This is a genomic window from Streptomyces davaonensis JCM 4913 (assembly GCF_000349325.1).
In the GTDB taxonomy this organism is placed as follows: domain Bacteria; phylum Actinomycetota; class Actinomycetes; order Streptomycetales; family Streptomycetaceae; genus Streptomyces; species Streptomyces davaonensis.
Map to the genome: position 1 here is coordinate 8530390 of NC_020504.1, position 18292 is coordinate 8548681.

The window sequence follows — 18292 nt, forward strand, 5'->3', positions numbered from 1 at the left end:
TCAGGGCGCGTACGTGGCCCGCTGCGCCGTGCTCACCACCGTCCGCCCGTCGGCCGCGCTCAGCAGCCCCGCCGCCACCCAGGCGTCCACCGTCGACCGCACCCGCGCCACCAGCGCACCCTTGCCGGCGAACGGCGCCGCGGCCCAGATCTCGTCCAGGAGCGTGGTGCCGTCGGACTTCGCCGGGTTGGCGACCCCGGAGTCGGTCCCCCCGAACACCACCCTGGGCTCGGAACGCCGGAAGTACGCGTGCGTGGGATCCTCCGTGCCCTCGTGGAAGGGCGCGAACTCCGTCCCGTCCAGGGTGAAGTGGAGCGGTTTCCCCGCGACCGGGGTGAGTGACGGCAGCAGGTCGCCGGAGAGCCCGGCGTTGCGGTACAGGCCCAACGGCAGGTACGCGGTGGAGGAGTTGCGGCCGACCAGGTTGACCGGGCCGTAGCAGAGGGTCTGGAGGGAGGGGTCGTCCAGTGCCTTCTCCGCCCGGAGCCGGAAGGGCATGGAGATCCGTACGGTGTCCCCGCTCCGCCAGGTCCGGGACACGGCGAAGTAGCTCCCCGGTGCCGGAGTGCCGCTCACCGCACGCCCGTTGACCGTCACCCGGAATCCCGCGGTCGCCCACGACGGCACCCGCAGCCGGAGCTCGAAGGAGGCGCTGCCGCCGCCGATCGTGAGCGTGGTGCCCTGCTCCTGGGGGAAGGCGGTGGCCTGAGTGACCGTCACGCCCTTGTCGGCCCAGTTCAGTCGGGACGGACTGTAGAGGTTGACGTACAGGGCGCTGCCGTCGTCCGTGGTGAAGTACACCGAGTCCTGGTACTTCGTGGCGCTCTCCATGCCGGTGCCCTCGCAGCAGGTGGTGCCCTGCTTCGGGGTGTAGTCCCGCACATGGCCGGGCGTCAGCCCGATGAAGTAGGTGACGAGCGGCTTCTCCGCGTCGGGCTTGTCCTGTTTGGAGCCGAGCACCTGGTTGTAGAGGGCCCGCTCGTAGTAGTCCATGTACTTCGGCGACGGCTCGTGGAAGAAGAGCGTCCGGCTGAGTTTCAGCAGGTTGTACGCGCAGCAGGTCTCGGCCGTGGTGGCACTGATCGTCCCCGCGATGACGTCCCGCGCCTTCCAGAACTCGCCCGTGCTGGTGCCGCCGATGCCGTACATGCGGTGCGGGACGACCATGCCCCAGAAGTTGCGGGCGGCGTCGAGGTAGCGCTGCTCGCCGGTCGCGTCGTACAGCCTCAGGTAGCCGGTGAAGATCGGTATGTGCTGGTTGGCGTGCAGGCCGTCCAGGATGTCGGTGTTCGCGGCGCAGGAGTCGATCAGCCGGTCGAGGTCGAACAGCCGGGCCAGCGCGAGGTGTTCGGCCTTGCCGGTGATGGCGTGCAGATCGCAGATCGCCTCGACGATGCCGCCAAACTCACCGCTGGAGAACAGGCCCCACATGCGTTGCAGGGTGGCCTCCGGCAGCTTGGACAGCCGCGAATGCATCCAGTCGGCCATGCCGGACGCGAGATCTAGAGCGCGTGCGTCGTCCGTGGCGAGGTAGGCGTCCAGGACGCCTCGGAGGATCTTGTGCGCGGTGTAGTACGGCGCCCACACCTTCGTGTAGTCGCTGCTGGTCCTGGACTCCAGATCGATGAACTGCGTCTCCGGGTAGGCCGCCAGGAACCCCGGATGGCTCGGCCCGCCCCAGGTGCGGCGCAGGGCGGCCGTCAGTCCGCGGCCCGAGCCGTCCGCGAAGGTGCCGCCGGAGGTCTCGTCGAAGGCGTACGACGCCAGGTCGCCGCGTCCGGCCGCGCTGTCGGCGGCGCGGCTGCCCTGCAATCCGGTGATCTCGGCGGCGGTGAGGGCCCGTGACCAGACGTTGAACTCGTCGAAGGCGCCCGCGAAGACGGGGTCGGCGGGGTAGTTGGAGCGGCCCAGCCAGTTGTTCACGGGGGTGCCGAGCGCGGCCGGGGTGAGGGTCATCGCGGTGTTGCGGGCGGCCTCTGCGCCGTTGACGTAGAGGATGCCGGTGCCGCCCGCGATGGTGACGGCGAGGTGGCTCCACTGGTCCATCGGCAGCGCGGCGGTTCCATTGAGGCCCTGCTCGGCGCCGGGGCCGCCGGTGGTGATGGCGAAGCGCGGGACACCGTCGGCGTTGCGGGCGGCCAGGTACAGATAGCGCGTGGTGTTGTCGCCGAAGTCGAGGACGCGGGCCCAGTTGCCGTCGTGGGTGGGCTTCACCCAGGCCGACAGGGTGACCGCGGAGGCGGCGCCGAGCGTGCCGGAGGGCAGGTCGACGTACTGATAGGAGCCGCGGACGTTCTCGACGGCCGTACCGAACTTCCCTGCCGTGCCGAGCACTTCAGGGTCCTCGCGCAGCGCCGCGCGCACCTCGGTCAGCGCGCCGATCATTGTGCGCAGTCGGTCCGCGAAGACCTGCTCACCGGTGCCGGCCCAGGCCTGGGCGAGCATCGTCATGAAGTGCCCGGTGTAGTGGCCGCGGAGGTTGCCGTTGGCCTCGCCGTCGAGGCCCTCCCAGCCGCCGGGGGCGACCGCGTCTCCGGTGGGGAGACCGGCGTTGGCGCGGAAGACCTGGAGCAGCCGGTCGACGTCGTAGCCACGGGCGTGGTCCAGCATCAGCTCGCGCTTGTCGGCGAAGAGGCCCTGGCCGAGGGTGACTTGGTCGAGGGCGAAGGGCTTGACCGTCCAGGCGGCCGGTGCGGGGAGCGCCGCCGAGGCGGTGGGCGATTCGGCAACGGCCGCCGCGGCGCGGGCCGTTGGGACGACGGAGGCCGCGGGCACGGCAGCGGCGAGGGCCGCGGCCTGGAACAGGGATCGTCTGGAGAGGGGCGGTGCCATGAGTGCTCCTCTATCTGAGGGCGACAGATTCGGTCGATATATCGAACGATGTGCGAACAGTCGACCAGACGATAGAAACGGGCCGCGTGAGGGTCAACGGGTCTGGAGCGATCAGTTCCGGCCGTTCAGTCGGAACTGACGCTCGGAAGCTCCTTGGCGACCTTGTTCACGGGGGCGATGAGCAGCCACAGCGCGGCCAGAGCGACGAGCGCGTCCGACCAGGTCTCGTACTGACCGGACAGCCACGGCACCGCCAGCAGGAACGGCACTCCGTAGACCACCAGCCAGCCCACGGCTCCGCGCACCGTCCAGCAGTCCTCCGTGCTCGCGCCGAGGCCGGCGGACAGGCTGCCGACGATCCCGCCCATGAGTGCGGTCATCAGCAGCGCCCCGCCGGTGACGGGCCACCTCACCCATTCCCCGACGTCCTCCGGTGCGGCAGTGGCGCCGAGGCCCAGCGTCAGACCGGCGATCGGAAAGCCCATCAGCACCAGGTTCGCGATCCGCAGCGTGTTCCACAGCCACTCGGGGTCGCCCCAACCGTCGGGCACCAGCCCGGCCGGTGGCGGCTCACTGCCCGCGTCGGCGATCACACCGCCGCGCAGCCAGCGGACGGCCCGCCCCAGCAGCACCGCCCACGCCACCCCACAGCCGAGGGCCGCGCCACCCACCGCGAGCGCCTGGCGCAGTCCGGTCGGGTCGGGGTGCCACCACAGCAGGGCCCCCGCCAGCCAGCCGAGGAGCACGGCGGCGCCCGCGGCCAGCCGGGCCGCCACGGTGAACCACCGGCCGGTCCGCTCCGCGCCCTCACCGGCCGTGTGCAGGTGCCGGAGCTGATACACGCGGATCAGCTCACCCCGCTGCCGCCTCACCACGGAAGCTGATCATTCACTCTTCGGATCACGCCATCATGACCGTCGAGACCGGCTCAGGGTTGCCCGGTCCCGGCGAGCCATTCGTACGCCGCCCGCGCCGTGAACTCCTCCTGGCCGCCGCGCAGCAGGAGCCCGGCCGTCGCGAACTCGGGGGCGCCGGCCTGCGCGGCGACGTACGGGATCGCGATGCAGCGCATCCCGGCCGCGTGCGCGGCGGCGGCACCCGGGGCCGCGTCCTCCACGACCACACAGTCGGCGGGCTCGGCGCCCAGCCGGCGGGCGGCTTCCAGGAAGACGTCCGGGGCGGGCTTGCCGTGGGCGACCTCGTCGGCGGAGACCAGGGTGCGCAGCTGGGCGTCAAGGCCGGTGCCGGCCAGGACCGCCTCGATCGCCTCCCGCGAGGAGCCCGACGCCACGGCCATCGGGGCGCCCTCGCCGGCCAGCAGCTCCACGAACTTCCGCATCTGCGGGTACGCGCGCGTGCCGGCGCGGGCGAGAGCGAGGTAGCGGCGGTTCTTCGCGGCGAGCAGCTCCTCCACCGAGGCTCGCAGGCCGTAGCGGGCCTTCCAGTCCGTGACCGTCTCCAGGGTGCTGATGCCGACATAGGCCTCGTGTTCGGCCCAGGAGAAGTCCGGCACGCCGTGCTCGGCGAGGGTCAGGCGACCCGCTTCGTAGTAGTTCGGCTCGCTGTCCACGAGCGTTCCGTCGAGATCGAAGATGACCGAGATTCCGCCGAGTCTGCTCATGGAGTCAGCATGTCAAGGATCACTTGCGGGCCATCCGCCCCACCGACTCCACCAGCGGCAGCATCCGGTGCGCCACCCGCTCGCGCAGGGCCACCTCGGTCCGGGTGCGCACCACGCCCGGCAGACTGATCAGCTTCTGGATCACGTCCTCCAGGTGCGCGTTGTCCCGCGCCACCACCCGGGTCAGCAGGTCCCCGCCGCCCGTGATCGAGAACGCCTCCACGATCTCCGGTACGGCGGCCAGCGCGTCGCCCACGTCGTCGAGGTGGCCCTGGGTGACCTCGATGTGCACGAACGCCAGCACCGGGTGGCCGAGTGCGCCGGGGGAGAGGGCGGGTCCGGTGCCGGTGATCACACCGTCCCGCTCCAGCCGGTCGAGCCGGGCCTGGAGGGTGCCGCGGGCGATCCCGAGGACGCGGGCGTACTCGCGCACGCTGGTGCGCGGCTGCTCCAGCAGCAGTCGCAGGATGCGGGTGTCCAGCTCGTCCACGGCCATCGGGCCGGCCTCCTCGTGCGTGGTCCGTTGGCCCGCCGGTGAGCGGGACCGGACCGGAATTCCTGTGCCAATGGCCCAGCATATTCGAGTCGACTTGAGCCAGCAGCCGGACGGATGCTGCAATGAACCCGTCGATGGCGCTGCGGACCTCCGCGGCGCCTTTTTCATGCCAATTCTGAGCAGGGGGCGGAAAGCAGTGCTGAAGAGGGTGTTCATGGCGCCGGACCCGGGGCGGGCGCGGCTGCGCTTCGCCGCGCGGGCCGTCGTCGGCATCGGTCTCGCGGTCGTCGTCTGCGGACTCGCCGGACACTCCCTCGTCGGCGCCGTCACCGGTGGCCTGGCCGCGCTGCTCGCCCTGTTCACCGTCACCGACCCCACCGTGCGCGGCCAGGCGGTCACCACCGCGCTGCTGCCGCTCGTCGGCCTGCCCGTGCTCGCCGCCGCTGCCGAACTGCACGACCAGCCGCTCGCCCGCGACCTCACCTTCCTCGCGGTCGTCGGCGCGGGCGTGTACGCCCGCCGCTGGGGCCCGCGCGGGCACAGCCTCGGCGTCTTCGCGTTCATGACGTACTTCGTGGCGCAGTTCCTCCAGGCGACCCCGCGCCACCTCCCCGAGCTCTACGCCGCCGTACTGCTGTCGCTGCTCGTCGCCGCCGCAGTGCGCTTCGGTCTGTGGTGCTACGAGCGCCGCCTGCCCCCCGCCCCGGTGCCCGCCGCGCCGGGCGGCACCGGCCTGGCCCGGGTGACCACCCGCCAGGCCGTCCAGGCGACCGCAGGAGCAGGCTTCGCCCTCGTTGTGGGCCAACTGGTCTCCGGCGAGCGCTGGTACTGGGCCGTCGGCGCCACCTGGTGGGTGTTCGTCAACACCACCTCGCGCGGCGAGACCCTGGTCCGCGGCTTCCGCCGGGTCCTCGGCACGGTGATCGGCATCGGCCTCGGCCTCGCCGTCGCGGTCCCGGTGGACGGCGCGCCGCTCCCCACCGCCGTCATCCTCGCCGTCTGCGTCTTCGGCATCTTCTACACGGCCGCGGTCTCCTACACCTGGATGATGTTCTTCGTGCCGTCAAGGGGGCGCAGCGCGGCAATCCCGGCATGACTGGCTTTCTCCCAGGTCAGCAGCCCTTTCAGGGGGATCTCCTCATTCCCAAGTCTCAGCACGTTCGATCACCTTTGATCGGACTCATGCTGACCCCATGCTGACTTTCCTGATGCATCGTCAGGTTTGGTCGTGGGGTGCTGGACCAGCACCTTGGCAGCTTCTTGTGTACGGAGCTGGTGGTTGCGAGAGAGCTGGCGGGTGCGCCCCTGACACGTTTTCGATGACGCATCACGTGGAGTGCGTGGCCATCCTCGAACCGGCCGCGAGGGGCTCCTGGGCTGTGGTTTCGCGCGTGTGCATAATGTGCGGTGTGGGCGTTACGGGCGATTTCTTGGCACTGAAATGACGCTCGCGACGCTCTGATGGGGTGTCAGGCATGGTGGAGAACCCGGAACCTGGGCGCCGGACTGCCTGGAATTTCGGCGTTATCCTGTGCCCCTCGCGTGGGTCGTCTCGATCGGCGCAGGGACAAGGGGGGGGACAGGGTGGGTGCGCCGGAGTCGAATGCCGGAGACGATTTCCACTTCTGGTGGGCGGCTAGTCGGGCGCTGAAATTGATTGAGCCGGGCACCGATCTCCGGCGTGTCACACTCGAAGGTCTTGCTCACGTCGATGATCCCGACGACGAGTACGAAACGGTGGATGTCGCTGAGTACCTGGGTGGCGACGATGCCGCGTCGGCGGACGCGCTCGTCCTGTCGCAGCTGAAGTACAGCTCGCGTCACCCGCACATCGTTTGGACATCGGCCCGGCTCTGTAAGAGGAGTGTGCGGCGTCGCGCTGACGGCACTACGACGCCACCACGATCCGTCATCGCGGATTTGGCGGCTGCCTATCGTCGGCTTGTGGACGATCACGGGATCGATGTCGCGTCGAGGGCCCGTATCGCGCTGGTTAGTAATCAACCGGCCGCGCCCGAACTGGTCTCGTGTATTGCCACTGCGTCGGCTTGGGTTCAAGGTCAAGATCAGACGGTACCGACCCGGGCTCTTCTCGCTGCGCTACCCACCGACCAGGCTGACATGATCCGGTCTCTGTACCAGGCTGTGGGCAGTCGGCTGAGCAGTCGGGAGTTCTGCGCGTTCATGGGCGCCCTCGATCTGTCGCAGACGGGTGCCATGGACAGGGCCGCACTGGCCCGCGCGGTTCGGTCCGGAGCGGCTGAGCTGACACCGGGCAAAGGGCACGACTCGGCCCTGAAGCTGTTCCACCTGGTTCGTGCTCAGGCCCTGCCGGACAGCAACCGCAAGGGAGTGGCGGCAAGCGATGTCCTTGCGGAACTGGGGGCTCCCGAACTGCTGGATTTGTACCCGGCTCCCGCTCGGTTCACGGAAGTTCTTGATCCCCTTCCCGCACCCGGTGCCCGTTCAATCGCTGACGCTGTCATGAGGAATTCTGGGCGCCTCGTGGTGGCTCACGGAGATGCCGGGGCTGGGAAGACCACGGCGATCCGCCAGATGAAGGACCACCTGCCAGCGGGGTCGCAGGTCGTCCACTTCGACTGCTATGGCGGCGGAGACTATCTGAGTGCGGGTGAGGAACGGCACACGCCGGAGCGATTCGTCACTCAAGTGGTCAACGAACTCGCGCAGTTGTGCGGCACCCCGCTGCTCATTCCGGTCTTGCAGCGGCAGGAGGACCTTTGGCGGCGGCTTCGCCGCACGCTCGACGGGGCTGTCGCCGGGCTCCCGCCGAACGCCGTGGTCGTCCTGGCGGTCGACGCTGCCGACAACGCCGCGACAGCGGCTCGGGAATGCGGAAATCGCTCCTTTCTGCCGGAGCTGGTCCGCCTCGCCCTGCCCGAGCGAGTCTCCGTGGTGCTCACCGCGCGCAGCCATCGGGTCGGTTCGTTGGGAGCCACGACGGCTGCTGAGGAGGTTCCTCTCGCAGTGTTTGACGCTCCTACGTCTGCGGCGCACTTGCGTAGGCACCGCCCGGACGCCTCCGAGGAGGAAGCGCACGCCTTCCACGACAGGACTCAAGGGAATCCCCGTGCCCAGTTTTACGCCCTTCAGCAAGCAGCCGAGCATGCCTGGGACATGTCCACGCTGCTGGCAAAGTCGGAGCGGACCCCCAAGGCGGTCTTTGATGACCTAATCGACTCCGCTCTGCAGGTTGGCGGCGCGGATGCCGGCGGTCTGCGATGGCTCGCGGTGATGCTTGCCCTTTCCCGCCCAGTACGGCTTCAGACACTCGCCACCGCTCTCGACGTTGACCTGGCGGCCGTCAGGAACTTTGCTGCGGGTCTCGCCCCCGGAGTCCGGGTCGTCGATGACTCGATCCAGTTCCGGGATGAAGACTTCGAAACGCACGTCAGGGAGTGCGTGGATCCCTCCGAAGTGATCGCGGCCCACAGCCGACTGGCTGATCTGTGTCTCGCGGCGCGGGCGAACGACGTTGACGCCGCAGCGCATGTGGCGGACCATCTGGCAGCGTCAGGCCGCTTGGAGGAGCTACTGCAACTTGTGCTGGAAGAACCCAGTCCGGTCGGCATCACGGAGGGATTCCGCCGCGAAGAGGTCCAGGGCCGGCGCCTGGATCTGGCCGTGCGGGCTGCAGCCGAGACGGCCGACGCGGCAGCCGCCGTACGACTGGCCGTCCGTGGCTGTGACACGGCGTCACGTTTCGACACGCTGTCGAGCCTGACCGAGTCACATCTGGATCTGGTCGCCCGCTACACGGACCCGGACCTCCTGCGAGCCCACGTATTGCGCACGCGGGGCGGGTCTTGGCTCGCCCCGATGTTCCTCCAGATGGCCGCGGTGTTGTCCCGTACGCCTGAACGGCACGACTCCGCCCGTGCTGACCTGGAGAGCGCCGGGGGCTGGCTGCGTCGCTGGATGGCGCAGCGGGACGGGGAGGGCAGACACTGGGATGTCACGTCGGACGACGTCGCTGCGGCAGCGGAGGCGTGCTATCGACTTGATGGCGTCAGGGCTGCGCTCAGGGAGCTGCGGCGGTGGCGCCCAGGGGACCTTGTGTTGGATGCCGCCGTGGCGTTGGCAGAACGCCTCGCGAATGATGTCGATCCTACCGTCGTACGAGGGCTGCTGAAGAGGTACCGGGTTCCGGCAGAGGCTCAGGCTCGCTTCTTCGTCGCTGTCGTATCGCCTTCCGGTGAGCCGGACGCGGAGTGGGTCGACGAAGTACTTGCCGCGTTGCTGATGGACCTGCCTGCCGAGCCCCTGCCGGGGCAGTCACGACTGCTTGACGCGGCTCTCCGGCACGGTGACCGTCAGATGACCGCCGACTTGGCCAAACGCTGGTCCACGGCGCTGCCCAGCGGGCTTTGGGACTATGCGGGATCCACCGAAAATGGCACCGCTATTCTGCGCTGTCATGCCGCAGACGCGGTGCTCAGCGGCAACGACATGGACGTCGCCGCACTCGTTCCCGCCGAACTGAGGGCACCTACCGGAGAAACGGGTCGCACCATGGACTCCCGGGCGCGCGACCGCGATGAATGGCTCCAGCTCGTTAAGCCCATTGCCGCAGCCGCTGTGCTGGTTGCACGCGCGTCCTTGAGGGAGGTGGACGCCGATGAGGTCCTCGCGTTTTGTGATCGAGGAATCGCCGCACGTATGGAGCGCGCCACCCACCGGTGGTTCACGTACGACAGGTCCTATCCGGCCTGGGCGAGCCTCGTGGCCTCGGCTGCGCTGGACACCGACGTGGCACTGGAAGTCGTCGATCGTCTGGCCGGGGCTGCCGAGACCATCCGTCGTGGCGGTGCTCCTGAACTGTGGATGGAATTGGCCGCCCTTCTCCTGCCGTACCGGCATCTCCAGGGCATGGCAGCTGACCTGTGCACACGGGCGGCCGGCTACGTCAACAGCCACGACTATCCAGCGCGGGAACGCCTCGACCTCCTTGCTCGCTTGGCGGAGCTGGGAACGAAGGTGGATGTGGACCTGGGAAGACATCTCTTCGACCAGGCTGTGGATGCGGCAACCGGGATCAACGACGACGCGGCCCGCCTTCTGGAGGTCCACGTAGACCTCGCCCATCGCGCTGACGTCTCCAGTCTTGATCCGGCTCATACTGCCGCGCGTCTCGTCCGAGCCGCGGAACAGATGGCCCCGCACGTCAGCGAAGCCGCCGAGATTCCCTACACGGAGATCGTCGAAGCTGCAGCCCGCCTGGACCCGTTCACCGGCCTTGCAGCAGCCAGCAGATGGGACGACCAGGATCGCATCGGGCTCTCGTCGACCTTGCCTGCCGCACTCACCGGTGCAGTTCGCAACGGAGGGGTACCCTCGCAGCAGGTGCTCTTCCTGGACCACTTGATCGGCGATGACGGAGGTCGTTGGTATCTGCAACTCAACATCGCCGAACGGTTGGCGGCGGGCGGTGCTGCGGAAAGGCAGGAGTGCCGCCGTGTCCTGTTGAGAGCGGTGGAATGGGTGAGGCGTCGTGTTCCCGCACGCGATCAGCAGGCTATGGCATGGCGCCTTGTCGACGCTGCTGAGCGGTTGGGGCACGGGAGTAGTGTGAGGTCGGCACTTGAATCCGTGATCCGGCTGGGTGACGTGCGAGAGGATGCGGTCATTGGCCACGCTGCCACCCGGGACTGGGGCGGCAGCCAGGGTCGCGCTCCCGAGGTGCAGACGTTGCTGGCCGATGCCGCCTCTCGCAGCTGGCTGTCGCTGGCAGAGGACGTGGGAACGCTGGTCGACGCTCGTGTGTACGGCGACGAACTGCGTGGATTCATCACGGCGGTTCTCCAGCGCGTTCCCTACGGGCAGCGGCTGGACGCCCTCACGATCGTCGCTTCGCTGCCGGACCTGGACGCGAGGGATGTACTGGCGGTCCTTTCCGACCAAGTCCGCCGCTGGAGCTCTACGCCAGATGTAATGACGTGGGCTACTGCGGGGCTCCCCGACCTGATGCATCGACTCTTCGCCGGGCTGTTCTGGGGGCATGACGTGCGGGGCACGATCGAACAACTACGCGCCTTCGGGGACGACTTGACTATCCGGCAGGCCGCCCTGGCTGCCCTGCCGGAGGCACGGCAGGATCTGCGGGCCTATGGCTGGCGGAGCATCGCAGCCCTTCTTGGTCATCTGTGTCCCCCGGGCGAAGCGGGTTCGGCCCTCCTGGGGCTCCTCGACGACCGCGTTCCGCCGGACACCGTGGCCATCGAACAGCAGAGTCCGGCGACGGCCGTTCCCCTCCTGCTGTGGAGCACCTTCGGCCACCCTCGGCGGGAACTGCGCTGGCGTGCGGCACATTCCACCCGCGAGCTACTGACCGCGTCCTCCGCTGCTGTCGCCGAGTCGCTTGCGGCGGACCTCGTGCAACGCCTGGGCAGCGATGCACCGGGAGCCTTCCGGGATACGAACCTGCACTTCTACCGCTTCTCGGCGACCGCCGCACTTCTCGCGGCAATTGAGCGGGTGGCAGCAGAGCGTCCCGACATACTTGCCGCGCATTTCCGTGAGTTCGTGTGCATCGCCACGGACCGGGTGTTCCCCCATGCCCAGATCCGTGAACTGGCACGCCGCAGTGCCTTGGCGGTCGCGGCAGCGGCCAACGCCGATCCCACGCAGGTCGAGACGCTTCGCCTGGCCAACCAGCCCTCCAGCTGGTTCGTGGATTACGGACGCAGCTACGGGCGACGCGAAAGAATCTCCCGGGACGGCCGGTACGACTTCGATTCCATGGACACCATCCCCTATTGGTACGGGCCGCTGGCCGAGGTCTTCGATGTCGAAGTCGATGTCATCGCCGAGACCGCCGAGGAATTCATCCTCGACCGATGGGGTTTGAGTAATGACGACTGGTGGACCGATGCCCGAGAGCTGCGAGACGAGCGCTCCTGGGAACGCACCGGTCACAGACACGGAAGCCTTCCTCGCGAGGAGAATCTCCGGCTCTACATCGAGTATCACGCCATGATGGCCACGGCCGGGCACCTTGCCGACGAAGGCTGTCCGGTCCGTGCCGGAACCTGGGCACATGAGCAGGCTGACTCCTGGGAGGACTGGCTACTTCCACACCTCCCGGCCCCGACAGGCTGGCTCGCAGACCTTGGGACGCTGGTCCCGGCCGAGCCGGAATTCCTTCTGCCCCGGGCGCGGTCCGCGACCTGGGACACCGCATCGCCCGCTGACTTCGACCATGCCCTCGGACTGACCGGTGACAACGGCGCATCGGACATGATCCGTGTGGCGGCGAGTGCCCGACTCCAGGGTTCCGACAGCCACGAGACAGTGAGGGTGGCTTCGGCCGTCGTTGACCCTCGCCATGCCACCGATCTGCAGCGTGCGCTCGCCTCGGCTTCCAACCCGACGGACTGGAAGCTGCCCGACGAAGAAGAGGAAGAGTTCGAAGTCGACGACGGTGCCTTTCACCTCAGCGGATGGATTCTGGATCCTTACGAGCCTAGGGAATACCTTGACCGGCACGATGTATATGCCTACGAAATGCGTCGTGAACTTCCACTGCCCGGGACGGCGTTCAGGACTCAGAGCCGCACGGCACTCGACGCTGCTCGTCTCGCGTTGACAGCGCACGACGGAGGCATCGTGGCACAGGCTCAGCAATGGGCCGACCCGGACCCGGGCAGTGACTCGGCACCCCCGTTCGTCTCATCTGGTTACCGGGTCCATGTCAGGCGGGACGCATTGCTGCGGTATCTCGCTGTCACAGGAACAAGCCTCATCACGGAGGTTCAGATTGCACGGCGCCGAACCGGACAACGACGAGACGGGTACCGGATCCCCGTCAGCCGCATCTATCTCCTCGACGCCACCGGAAACCTCTCCGCCAGTGGACTCCGTGGCCGAGCTCGGTGAACGCATTCTGGCCGAGTTCGGCGACGAGCACACCAACAACACCCTGGTCCGGTGGCTTGCCCATCACACAGCTCGCCTTGTGACGGAAGCTGATCAGGCGCGCGAGGGGAACGCGCCGGACGCCGCAGCCCGCGCCGCTGAGGCACGGGACGCGATCCTGCGACTCTGGCAGGCTCGCTCCTCGTGGCCCTCTGGATGGCCGCCCCCGTACGCGGCGAAACTGGCTGCGACGCTCGATGCGCTTCCTGAACCGGGGAACGACAGATGGTCTCGGCCCACCGTTCAGACGCGGCTGCACGAAATTCACCACAATGTCTTGGCCATCCTTGTCGATTTGACGACCGACGACCGTCCGGAGGCCGAGGAAGACTGGCTGAACAGATTCGGCCCCCATCTCACCGAAGAGGAGTCGGCCGTCCTCCGGTATGCGGCCCACTTGCCGAGAAGGGCAGCAGCCCTCCAGAAGAGAGACGAGGGCGAGACCTCCGCGGACGCCGATGTTGATGTCGACCGCTCCGGGACGGCGGCCGTCATCGAAGTGCTTGCCGAACTCGCGGAGGCATACCGAAACACCATCACTGAGCTCTTGAGGGCGGTGGTAGAGGCTGCCACCTCGCCAGATGAAGACGCTGACGGCGATGGGGAATCCGTGTAGGAGGGTCGGCCCCTGCCGCTGAGGGCTACGTCGGTGGCGCGGATGTTTGCCGTTTTGCCCAGGCCGTAGGTGATGACGCGGGCGCGGATGAGTTCGGCCATAGCCGTCACGGTGGGGGTAGCCGGCCTTGAGCACGCCGAGTCCGACGGCGGGAAGGACTTCGACCATCTCGCACTTGGCTTGGGGCGATCTTCTCCTGCCCGCCGAACTATCGCGGATTTGGGAGTGTGCCGAAGTCCGGGGCTATTGGGGCAAAAATATAGAGCAGGCACCCCGGTGGGCCGTTACACGGGGTCTCACACAATCTTCACAGCTCCGAAGGCCCCGACGGAAACAATTCGATCATCGTCTGGTGTTGCAGCCCCAGGTAGTCGGAGGAGGGGACGGTGTCGGGGCTGAGGCTGTTCAACACGAAAGGCGGCGTGACCGAGGTCATGCCCCGCCTCGCCGAGGTCGAGGCGGATGTGCAGGATCTCGTCGAGGCGCACATGGAGACTCTGCTGGGCGTGCGGTTCTTGGCGAGCGAGTACGTGATCGACTGTATCGACAGTGGCCGGATTGACTCGCTGGGGCTCGACGAGAACAACGCCCCCGTGGTGGTCGAGTACAAGCGCGGCACCGCGGTCGGCGTGATCAATCAGGGCCTCTATTACATGGCGTGGCTGACGGCGCACAAGGACGCCTTCCGGAACCTGGTCCGCGACCGGCTCGGGGCTTCGGCCGCGTCCCAGGTCCTGTGGAGCGCACCCCGGTTGATCTGCGTCGCTGGTGACTTCTCCCGCTACGACGCGCACGCCATACGCGAGTATCGGCGCTGCATCGACCTGGTCCGCTACCGGTTCTTCGGCAACGATCACTTCGGCCTTGAGACCGTGGCATCGGTTACGGGGCACTCAGCCGCTACCAAGCGGGCGCGCAGGCATGCGGCCAGGCTGTCTGCGGCCCGAAGGCAGGGCGGAGCGATGGCAGAGCTGGCCGGGGCGGTGGACGAGGTGCTGCTCGGCCTCGGGGACGGTGTCACCCGGGTCCGGCGAAAGCAGTACGTCGCATACCAGCGGCTTCGGAACTTCGCCTGCGTCTGCCCGCCGCAGCAGACCAAGCTCCTCGTTTACCTCAAAGCCGACCCGAAGGGTGTCGACCTGGTTCCAGGGTTCACCCGGGACGTGACGGGGCTCGGCCACCACGGCACGGGCGACCTGGAGGTACAGCTCCGCACGGAGCGGGACCTGGAGCGCGCCCAGGACCTGTTCCGCGCGAGCTACGCGGCGGCGTGAGACGACAATGGCTGTCTCGGTCGAGTCGCACTCCACGCGTCGGTGATCGTTTCGTGATGCCTCTCGACGTACGGGCAGGTGGTGGCGGTGGACCATCAATGATGCGCGGGATCGCCGGTTTGGGTAACCGGCGGTCCCCCGCTATGTTGTGCAGCTGCCTCGGCCTCTTGGAGTGAGACGCTCTGACCGATCGTCGTCACGCCGAGCAAGTCGCTCGTCGAGGCGCATTTCAGCACGTTGGCATCCCCACGATTGGGTGCCGCGGCTTCTGCCGGGATGCCGGAGCTACTCCTGGTCGGCGGTCTGCTGTGTGTCGCCGGTCGCTTCCGCCTCGTTGTCCTCCTGGGGGGCGGTGCGGCGGTACTGCGGGTGGTCGAGGTCCATCTGCTGGGCAGCGTGGAGATGGACGGGGTAGCGGGTTCGGTTGCTCCATGCCAGTGGGCGGTTGCACAGGCGCGCGGTGAGGTTGGCGAGCACGTCCTGGTCTACCCCCGGCGCCAGGGACAAGGGGTAGATCTCGGTGCCGTTCATCGTGTACCAGTTGGCGGCGACCTCGTTCTTCGAGATGCTGCCCTTCTCCTTGGAGCCGTGGCCGGCGGTCCAGCGGGTCTTGTCTCCACCGAGACGGCCCGCCCCGTTCCCGTCGTACTGGTGAGGGACGTTCGACAGGATCCAGGCAGCGGGGCCGAGGTCGCTGTCGAGCCGGTACAGCGACGTCGTGGTGCTGTTGGTGCCGATTAGGTTCCCGTCCGCGTCGAACCGGCTGACACCGATGGGCTGCGGGACCTCTTCCGCGCTCTTGTTGAGCCGGATGACGGCGATGGGCCGGTCCTGGTGGCGCAGCGTGCTGCCGGGGAGCCAGGTGTCTCCGGGTTCTCCGGTCAGGCCCTGCTTGTTGTTGTGAAGGCCGCCCCACAGCCTGCGGGTTCCGACTCCGTCCACGGTGACGGTGTAGGGGAGGCGGCCGATGTGGACGGTCAGGTCGGAGAGGGCCTGGTCGATCTGCTCGGCGACCTTCTTGTAACCCTGGTTGTCGTCGACCAGCTCGGTCATCTTGCCGGTCGGGTAGTCCAGGGCGTGGAAGGCTGCGATGGCGTCGCTGTAGTGCTGCCACTTCGGGCTGGTGTAGCTCCAGCCGTGGAGCGTCCAGGCGCCTCCCTCTACGGCAGGAGGCACCAGAGCGACTGCGGTGATGCAGATCTTCGCCTTCTCCTTGGGGTGCTGCTTGCTCTGCCGGCGTACGTGGATCCCGACGTGTGCGACGCCATGCGGGGCGTGGGCGCCGATGGGGTCGATCAGGGCCGTGTCGATGCGCTCGTCGAGGATTCCGATGTTGCGGTGCAGGTCGACGAGGGAGTACAGCGCCTGGTGGTCCTTGCCCTGGTCTCGCTTGCGCTTGGTCTGCTTCATGTCGGCGATGTACTGCGACACGATGCCCCTCTGGGCGATGATCCGGCGTCCCTGGTACTTGGCGTCGGTCTCGTCGTTCCTCGATCGCTGGCGCCGGTCTCGCCGGCTCTCGGCAGCATCCTCTTCGGTGGTGTCCTCGATGGGCTCGGCCGTGTACTCGGTCTCCGCCCAGACCGCTACGAGCGTTCCCGGTTCTCGGCGAAGGAAGGGCAGTTCGTCGACCAGCCCGGTCCGGCCCTTGGCGGGGCCGTGCGCGAGGAAGGCGGGGGCGTGGTGGAACACGACGCTGACAGTGTCGTCGTGCAGCGGGATGGGGACGCCGTCTGTGGGGTCGATGCTCTGGGTGGGCAGGCTGTAGGCGTCACACAGCCCGTTGATCATGCGGGTGCGGTTCTCGTCCTTGCTCCACAGGCAGACGATTCGCAGGTGCTCGTATCCCATGGACGTGAGGGAGCGGGTCACCTCGGCCGGGGCGGGGAGAGGGTTCTTCGGGTCGTTCCGGGGGAACCCTCGGGTGCTCAGGTGAATGTCGGGGCTCGTCGCGGCGTCGCCGAAGACGTCGCGGATGTGCCGGTCCAGCTCGCGCATGTGGTGCATGCCGACGCCGCGTCCGATGGGGAACTTGTAGCTCTTGCCCTGAATGGGGCGGATCTTGCTGTCCGGGCCGATCGGGGGGAGTGCTTCCCGGATCTCGCCCTCGCCGCTTTCAGCGTCTTGCGTGGTGGCGTCGTGGTCGGCCTCGGCCTGGGCCCGGTTCTGGATGAGGCTCAGGGTGGTGTAGTCCATGCCGAGCTTGGCGAGGATCTGGAGCGCCATCCGGTTGATCTGGCGGATCTTGCCGCGGCCGTCCAGCTCGACCTCGATCAGCGGGAGGTCGGGGTCGGCCTGCTCGACCAGCACCTTCCGTGCGTAGGCCAGGTTGGACTTGAGGCGTGTCACCTGGGAGGAGGCCAGGATCACGGGGTGGGAGAGGTTGGGGAGGGTCTTCATGGACAGCCGGATGCGTGCCACGGCGTGCGCGGTGCCGGTCTTGTTCGACCAGGGGTGGCCCCAGGCGATCAGGCCGCCCTCGCTGTCCGGGCGGAGTGTGATCTCCTGCCCGTCAACCTTCCATGGACGTGCGGTCAGTCGGATCGACAGGTCCCACGTCACCGTCCGGTACACCCAGCCCGGTGCGTCCGGCTGGCCGTTCTCGTTGGTGATGAGGTAGTCGGCGAGGAGGCGGTGTTCCTGTGGGGTGTTGGCGACCTTCACGGCCAGCGGGTCGGGGTTGTTGAGGCTGATCTGGTCGATGGGGGTGCCCATGGCCATGCCGACCATGAGGGTGAAGGCGTCGCGGAGGGTGTCGTTGTCGATCTCGACTCGGGTGACGAGGACGCCGGCCCAGGGGTCGAAGTGGACGTAGCCGCCGGTCAGGCAGCGCAGTGCGGTCGTGACGATGGAGTGGGGGGCCTGGACCTCTTCTCGGCCGGCGAGGTCCTTGTACGCGCGGTCGAAGCCTCTCCAGAGGTGCTTGAACCCGTTGTCGAACTCGCGGACCACGACGGTGGCGCCGTCGAGGAGTTGCGGGGTGCACAGGTATGCCGCGACGTTCAGCTGCTGCTTCTTGTTGACCTTGGACGGCTGGCCCAGGGGCTGAGCGGTCATCGGGGTGAGTGCTCCGTTTCTGGCCGTACGGCGGTACGCCGGGATGGGGGAGTGCGAGGCAGAGGAGAGGCTCTCGTCACCGGGCGCCTCGTCTGCCGCCGCCCGTGATTTGCGGCCGATCAGGCAGTCGTCTTTGGTGACGTAGCTGCCGAGACGATGGATGCCCATGAAGTAGTGGAAGCGCAGCTTGCCGGCCATCGCCGGGGGAAGAGCGCCGTAGACAGGGCAGAGGTGTGCCTGATCCTGATCGGCGAGGAGAGCCTCAGCTACTGAGGTGAGTTCCTGCGGCGATCGTGCTGCGGGCTTCTGGAGCAGGCGGATGATATCCAGGGCCTGCGTGTAGGTGTAGTCCGTACGCCGCTGGAGCTTCCGGGCATCCTTCTGCAACGGTGTTTGCCGCTTGGGCATGTCTGTTCCCTCGCGCGGTATCCCATGCTTCCCGCCGAGACGTTGACGATGCC

At 67.9% G+C, this 18292-nt stretch carries 8 protein-coding genes and 1 pseudogene; 4 read left to right on the top strand and 5 right to left on the bottom strand.

The genetic code is table 11. The features are described 5' to 3' along the window. The 4 genes from BN159_RS37695 to BN159_RS37710 all read right to left on the bottom strand — a co-directional run bounded on the left by BN159_RS37695 (nucleotide 1) and on the right by BN159_RS37710 (nucleotide 4949). Nucleotides 1–2832, bottom strand: coding sequence for a beta-L-arabinofuranosidase domain-containing protein (locus BN159_RS37695; RefSeq protein ID WP_015662305.1), 2832 nt, complete (start codon nucleotides 2830–2832; stop codon nucleotides 1–3). A gap of 125 nt (nucleotides 2833–2957) precedes the next feature. Then, entirely contained in the window at nucleotides 2958–3707 is a 750-nt protein-coding gene (locus BN159_RS37700; protein ID WP_015662306.1) for a hypothetical protein, read from the bottom strand. Between the two features lie 53 nt (nucleotides 3708–3760). Next, the gene (locus BN159_RS37705) at nucleotides 3761–4453 is read right to left on the bottom strand and encodes an HAD family hydrolase (protein ID WP_015662307.1); all 693 of its coding nucleotides are present in this window, start codon (nucleotides 4451–4453) and stop codon (nucleotides 3761–3763) included. 19 nt (nucleotides 4454–4472) lie between these two features. Beyond that, the gene (locus BN159_RS37710) at nucleotides 4473–4949 is read right to left on the bottom strand and encodes an Lrp/AsnC family transcriptional regulator (RefSeq protein ID WP_015662308.1); all 477 of its coding nucleotides are present in this window, start codon (nucleotides 4947–4949) and stop codon (nucleotides 4473–4475) included. Between the two features lie 196 nt (nucleotides 4950–5145). Here BN159_RS37710 and BN159_RS37715 point away from each other — a divergent pair. The 4 genes and pseudogenes from BN159_RS37715 to BN159_RS37730 form a co-directional block, all read left to right on the top strand. Beyond that, nucleotides 5146–6009: pseudogene (locus tag BN159_RS37715) on the top strand (FUSC family protein); the annotation flags it as partial. Nucleotides 6010–6533: 524 nt separating this feature from the next. Beyond that, on the top strand, nucleotides 6534–12845 hold the full coding sequence (locus tag BN159_RS37720) for an ATP-binding protein (RefSeq protein ID WP_157901132.1): 6312 nt from the start codon (nucleotides 6534–6536) through the stop codon (nucleotides 12843–12845). Next, nucleotides 12829–13500, top strand: a complete 672-nt coding sequence (locus BN159_RS37725) for a hypothetical protein (RefSeq protein WP_157901133.1) — start codon at nucleotides 12829–12831, stop codon at nucleotides 13498–13500. Before BN159_RS37720 ends, BN159_RS37725 begins: the two co-directional genes overlap by 17 nt. Nucleotides 13501–13886: 386 nt before the next feature. Beyond that, a complete protein-coding gene (locus BN159_RS37730) occupies nucleotides 13887–14774 on the top strand; it encodes a DUF5655 domain-containing protein (protein WP_015662313.1) in 888 nt (295 codons plus the stop codon). 285 nt (nucleotides 14775–15059) lie between these two features. On the opposite strand, the gene BN159_RS44405 is transcribed toward BN159_RS37730, so the two are convergent. Beyond that, a complete protein-coding gene (locus BN159_RS44405; RefSeq protein WP_015662314.1) occupies nucleotides 15060–18239 on the bottom strand; it encodes an RNaseH domain-containing protein in 3180 nt (1059 codons plus the stop codon). Nucleotides 18240–18292: the final 53 nt, after the last annotated feature.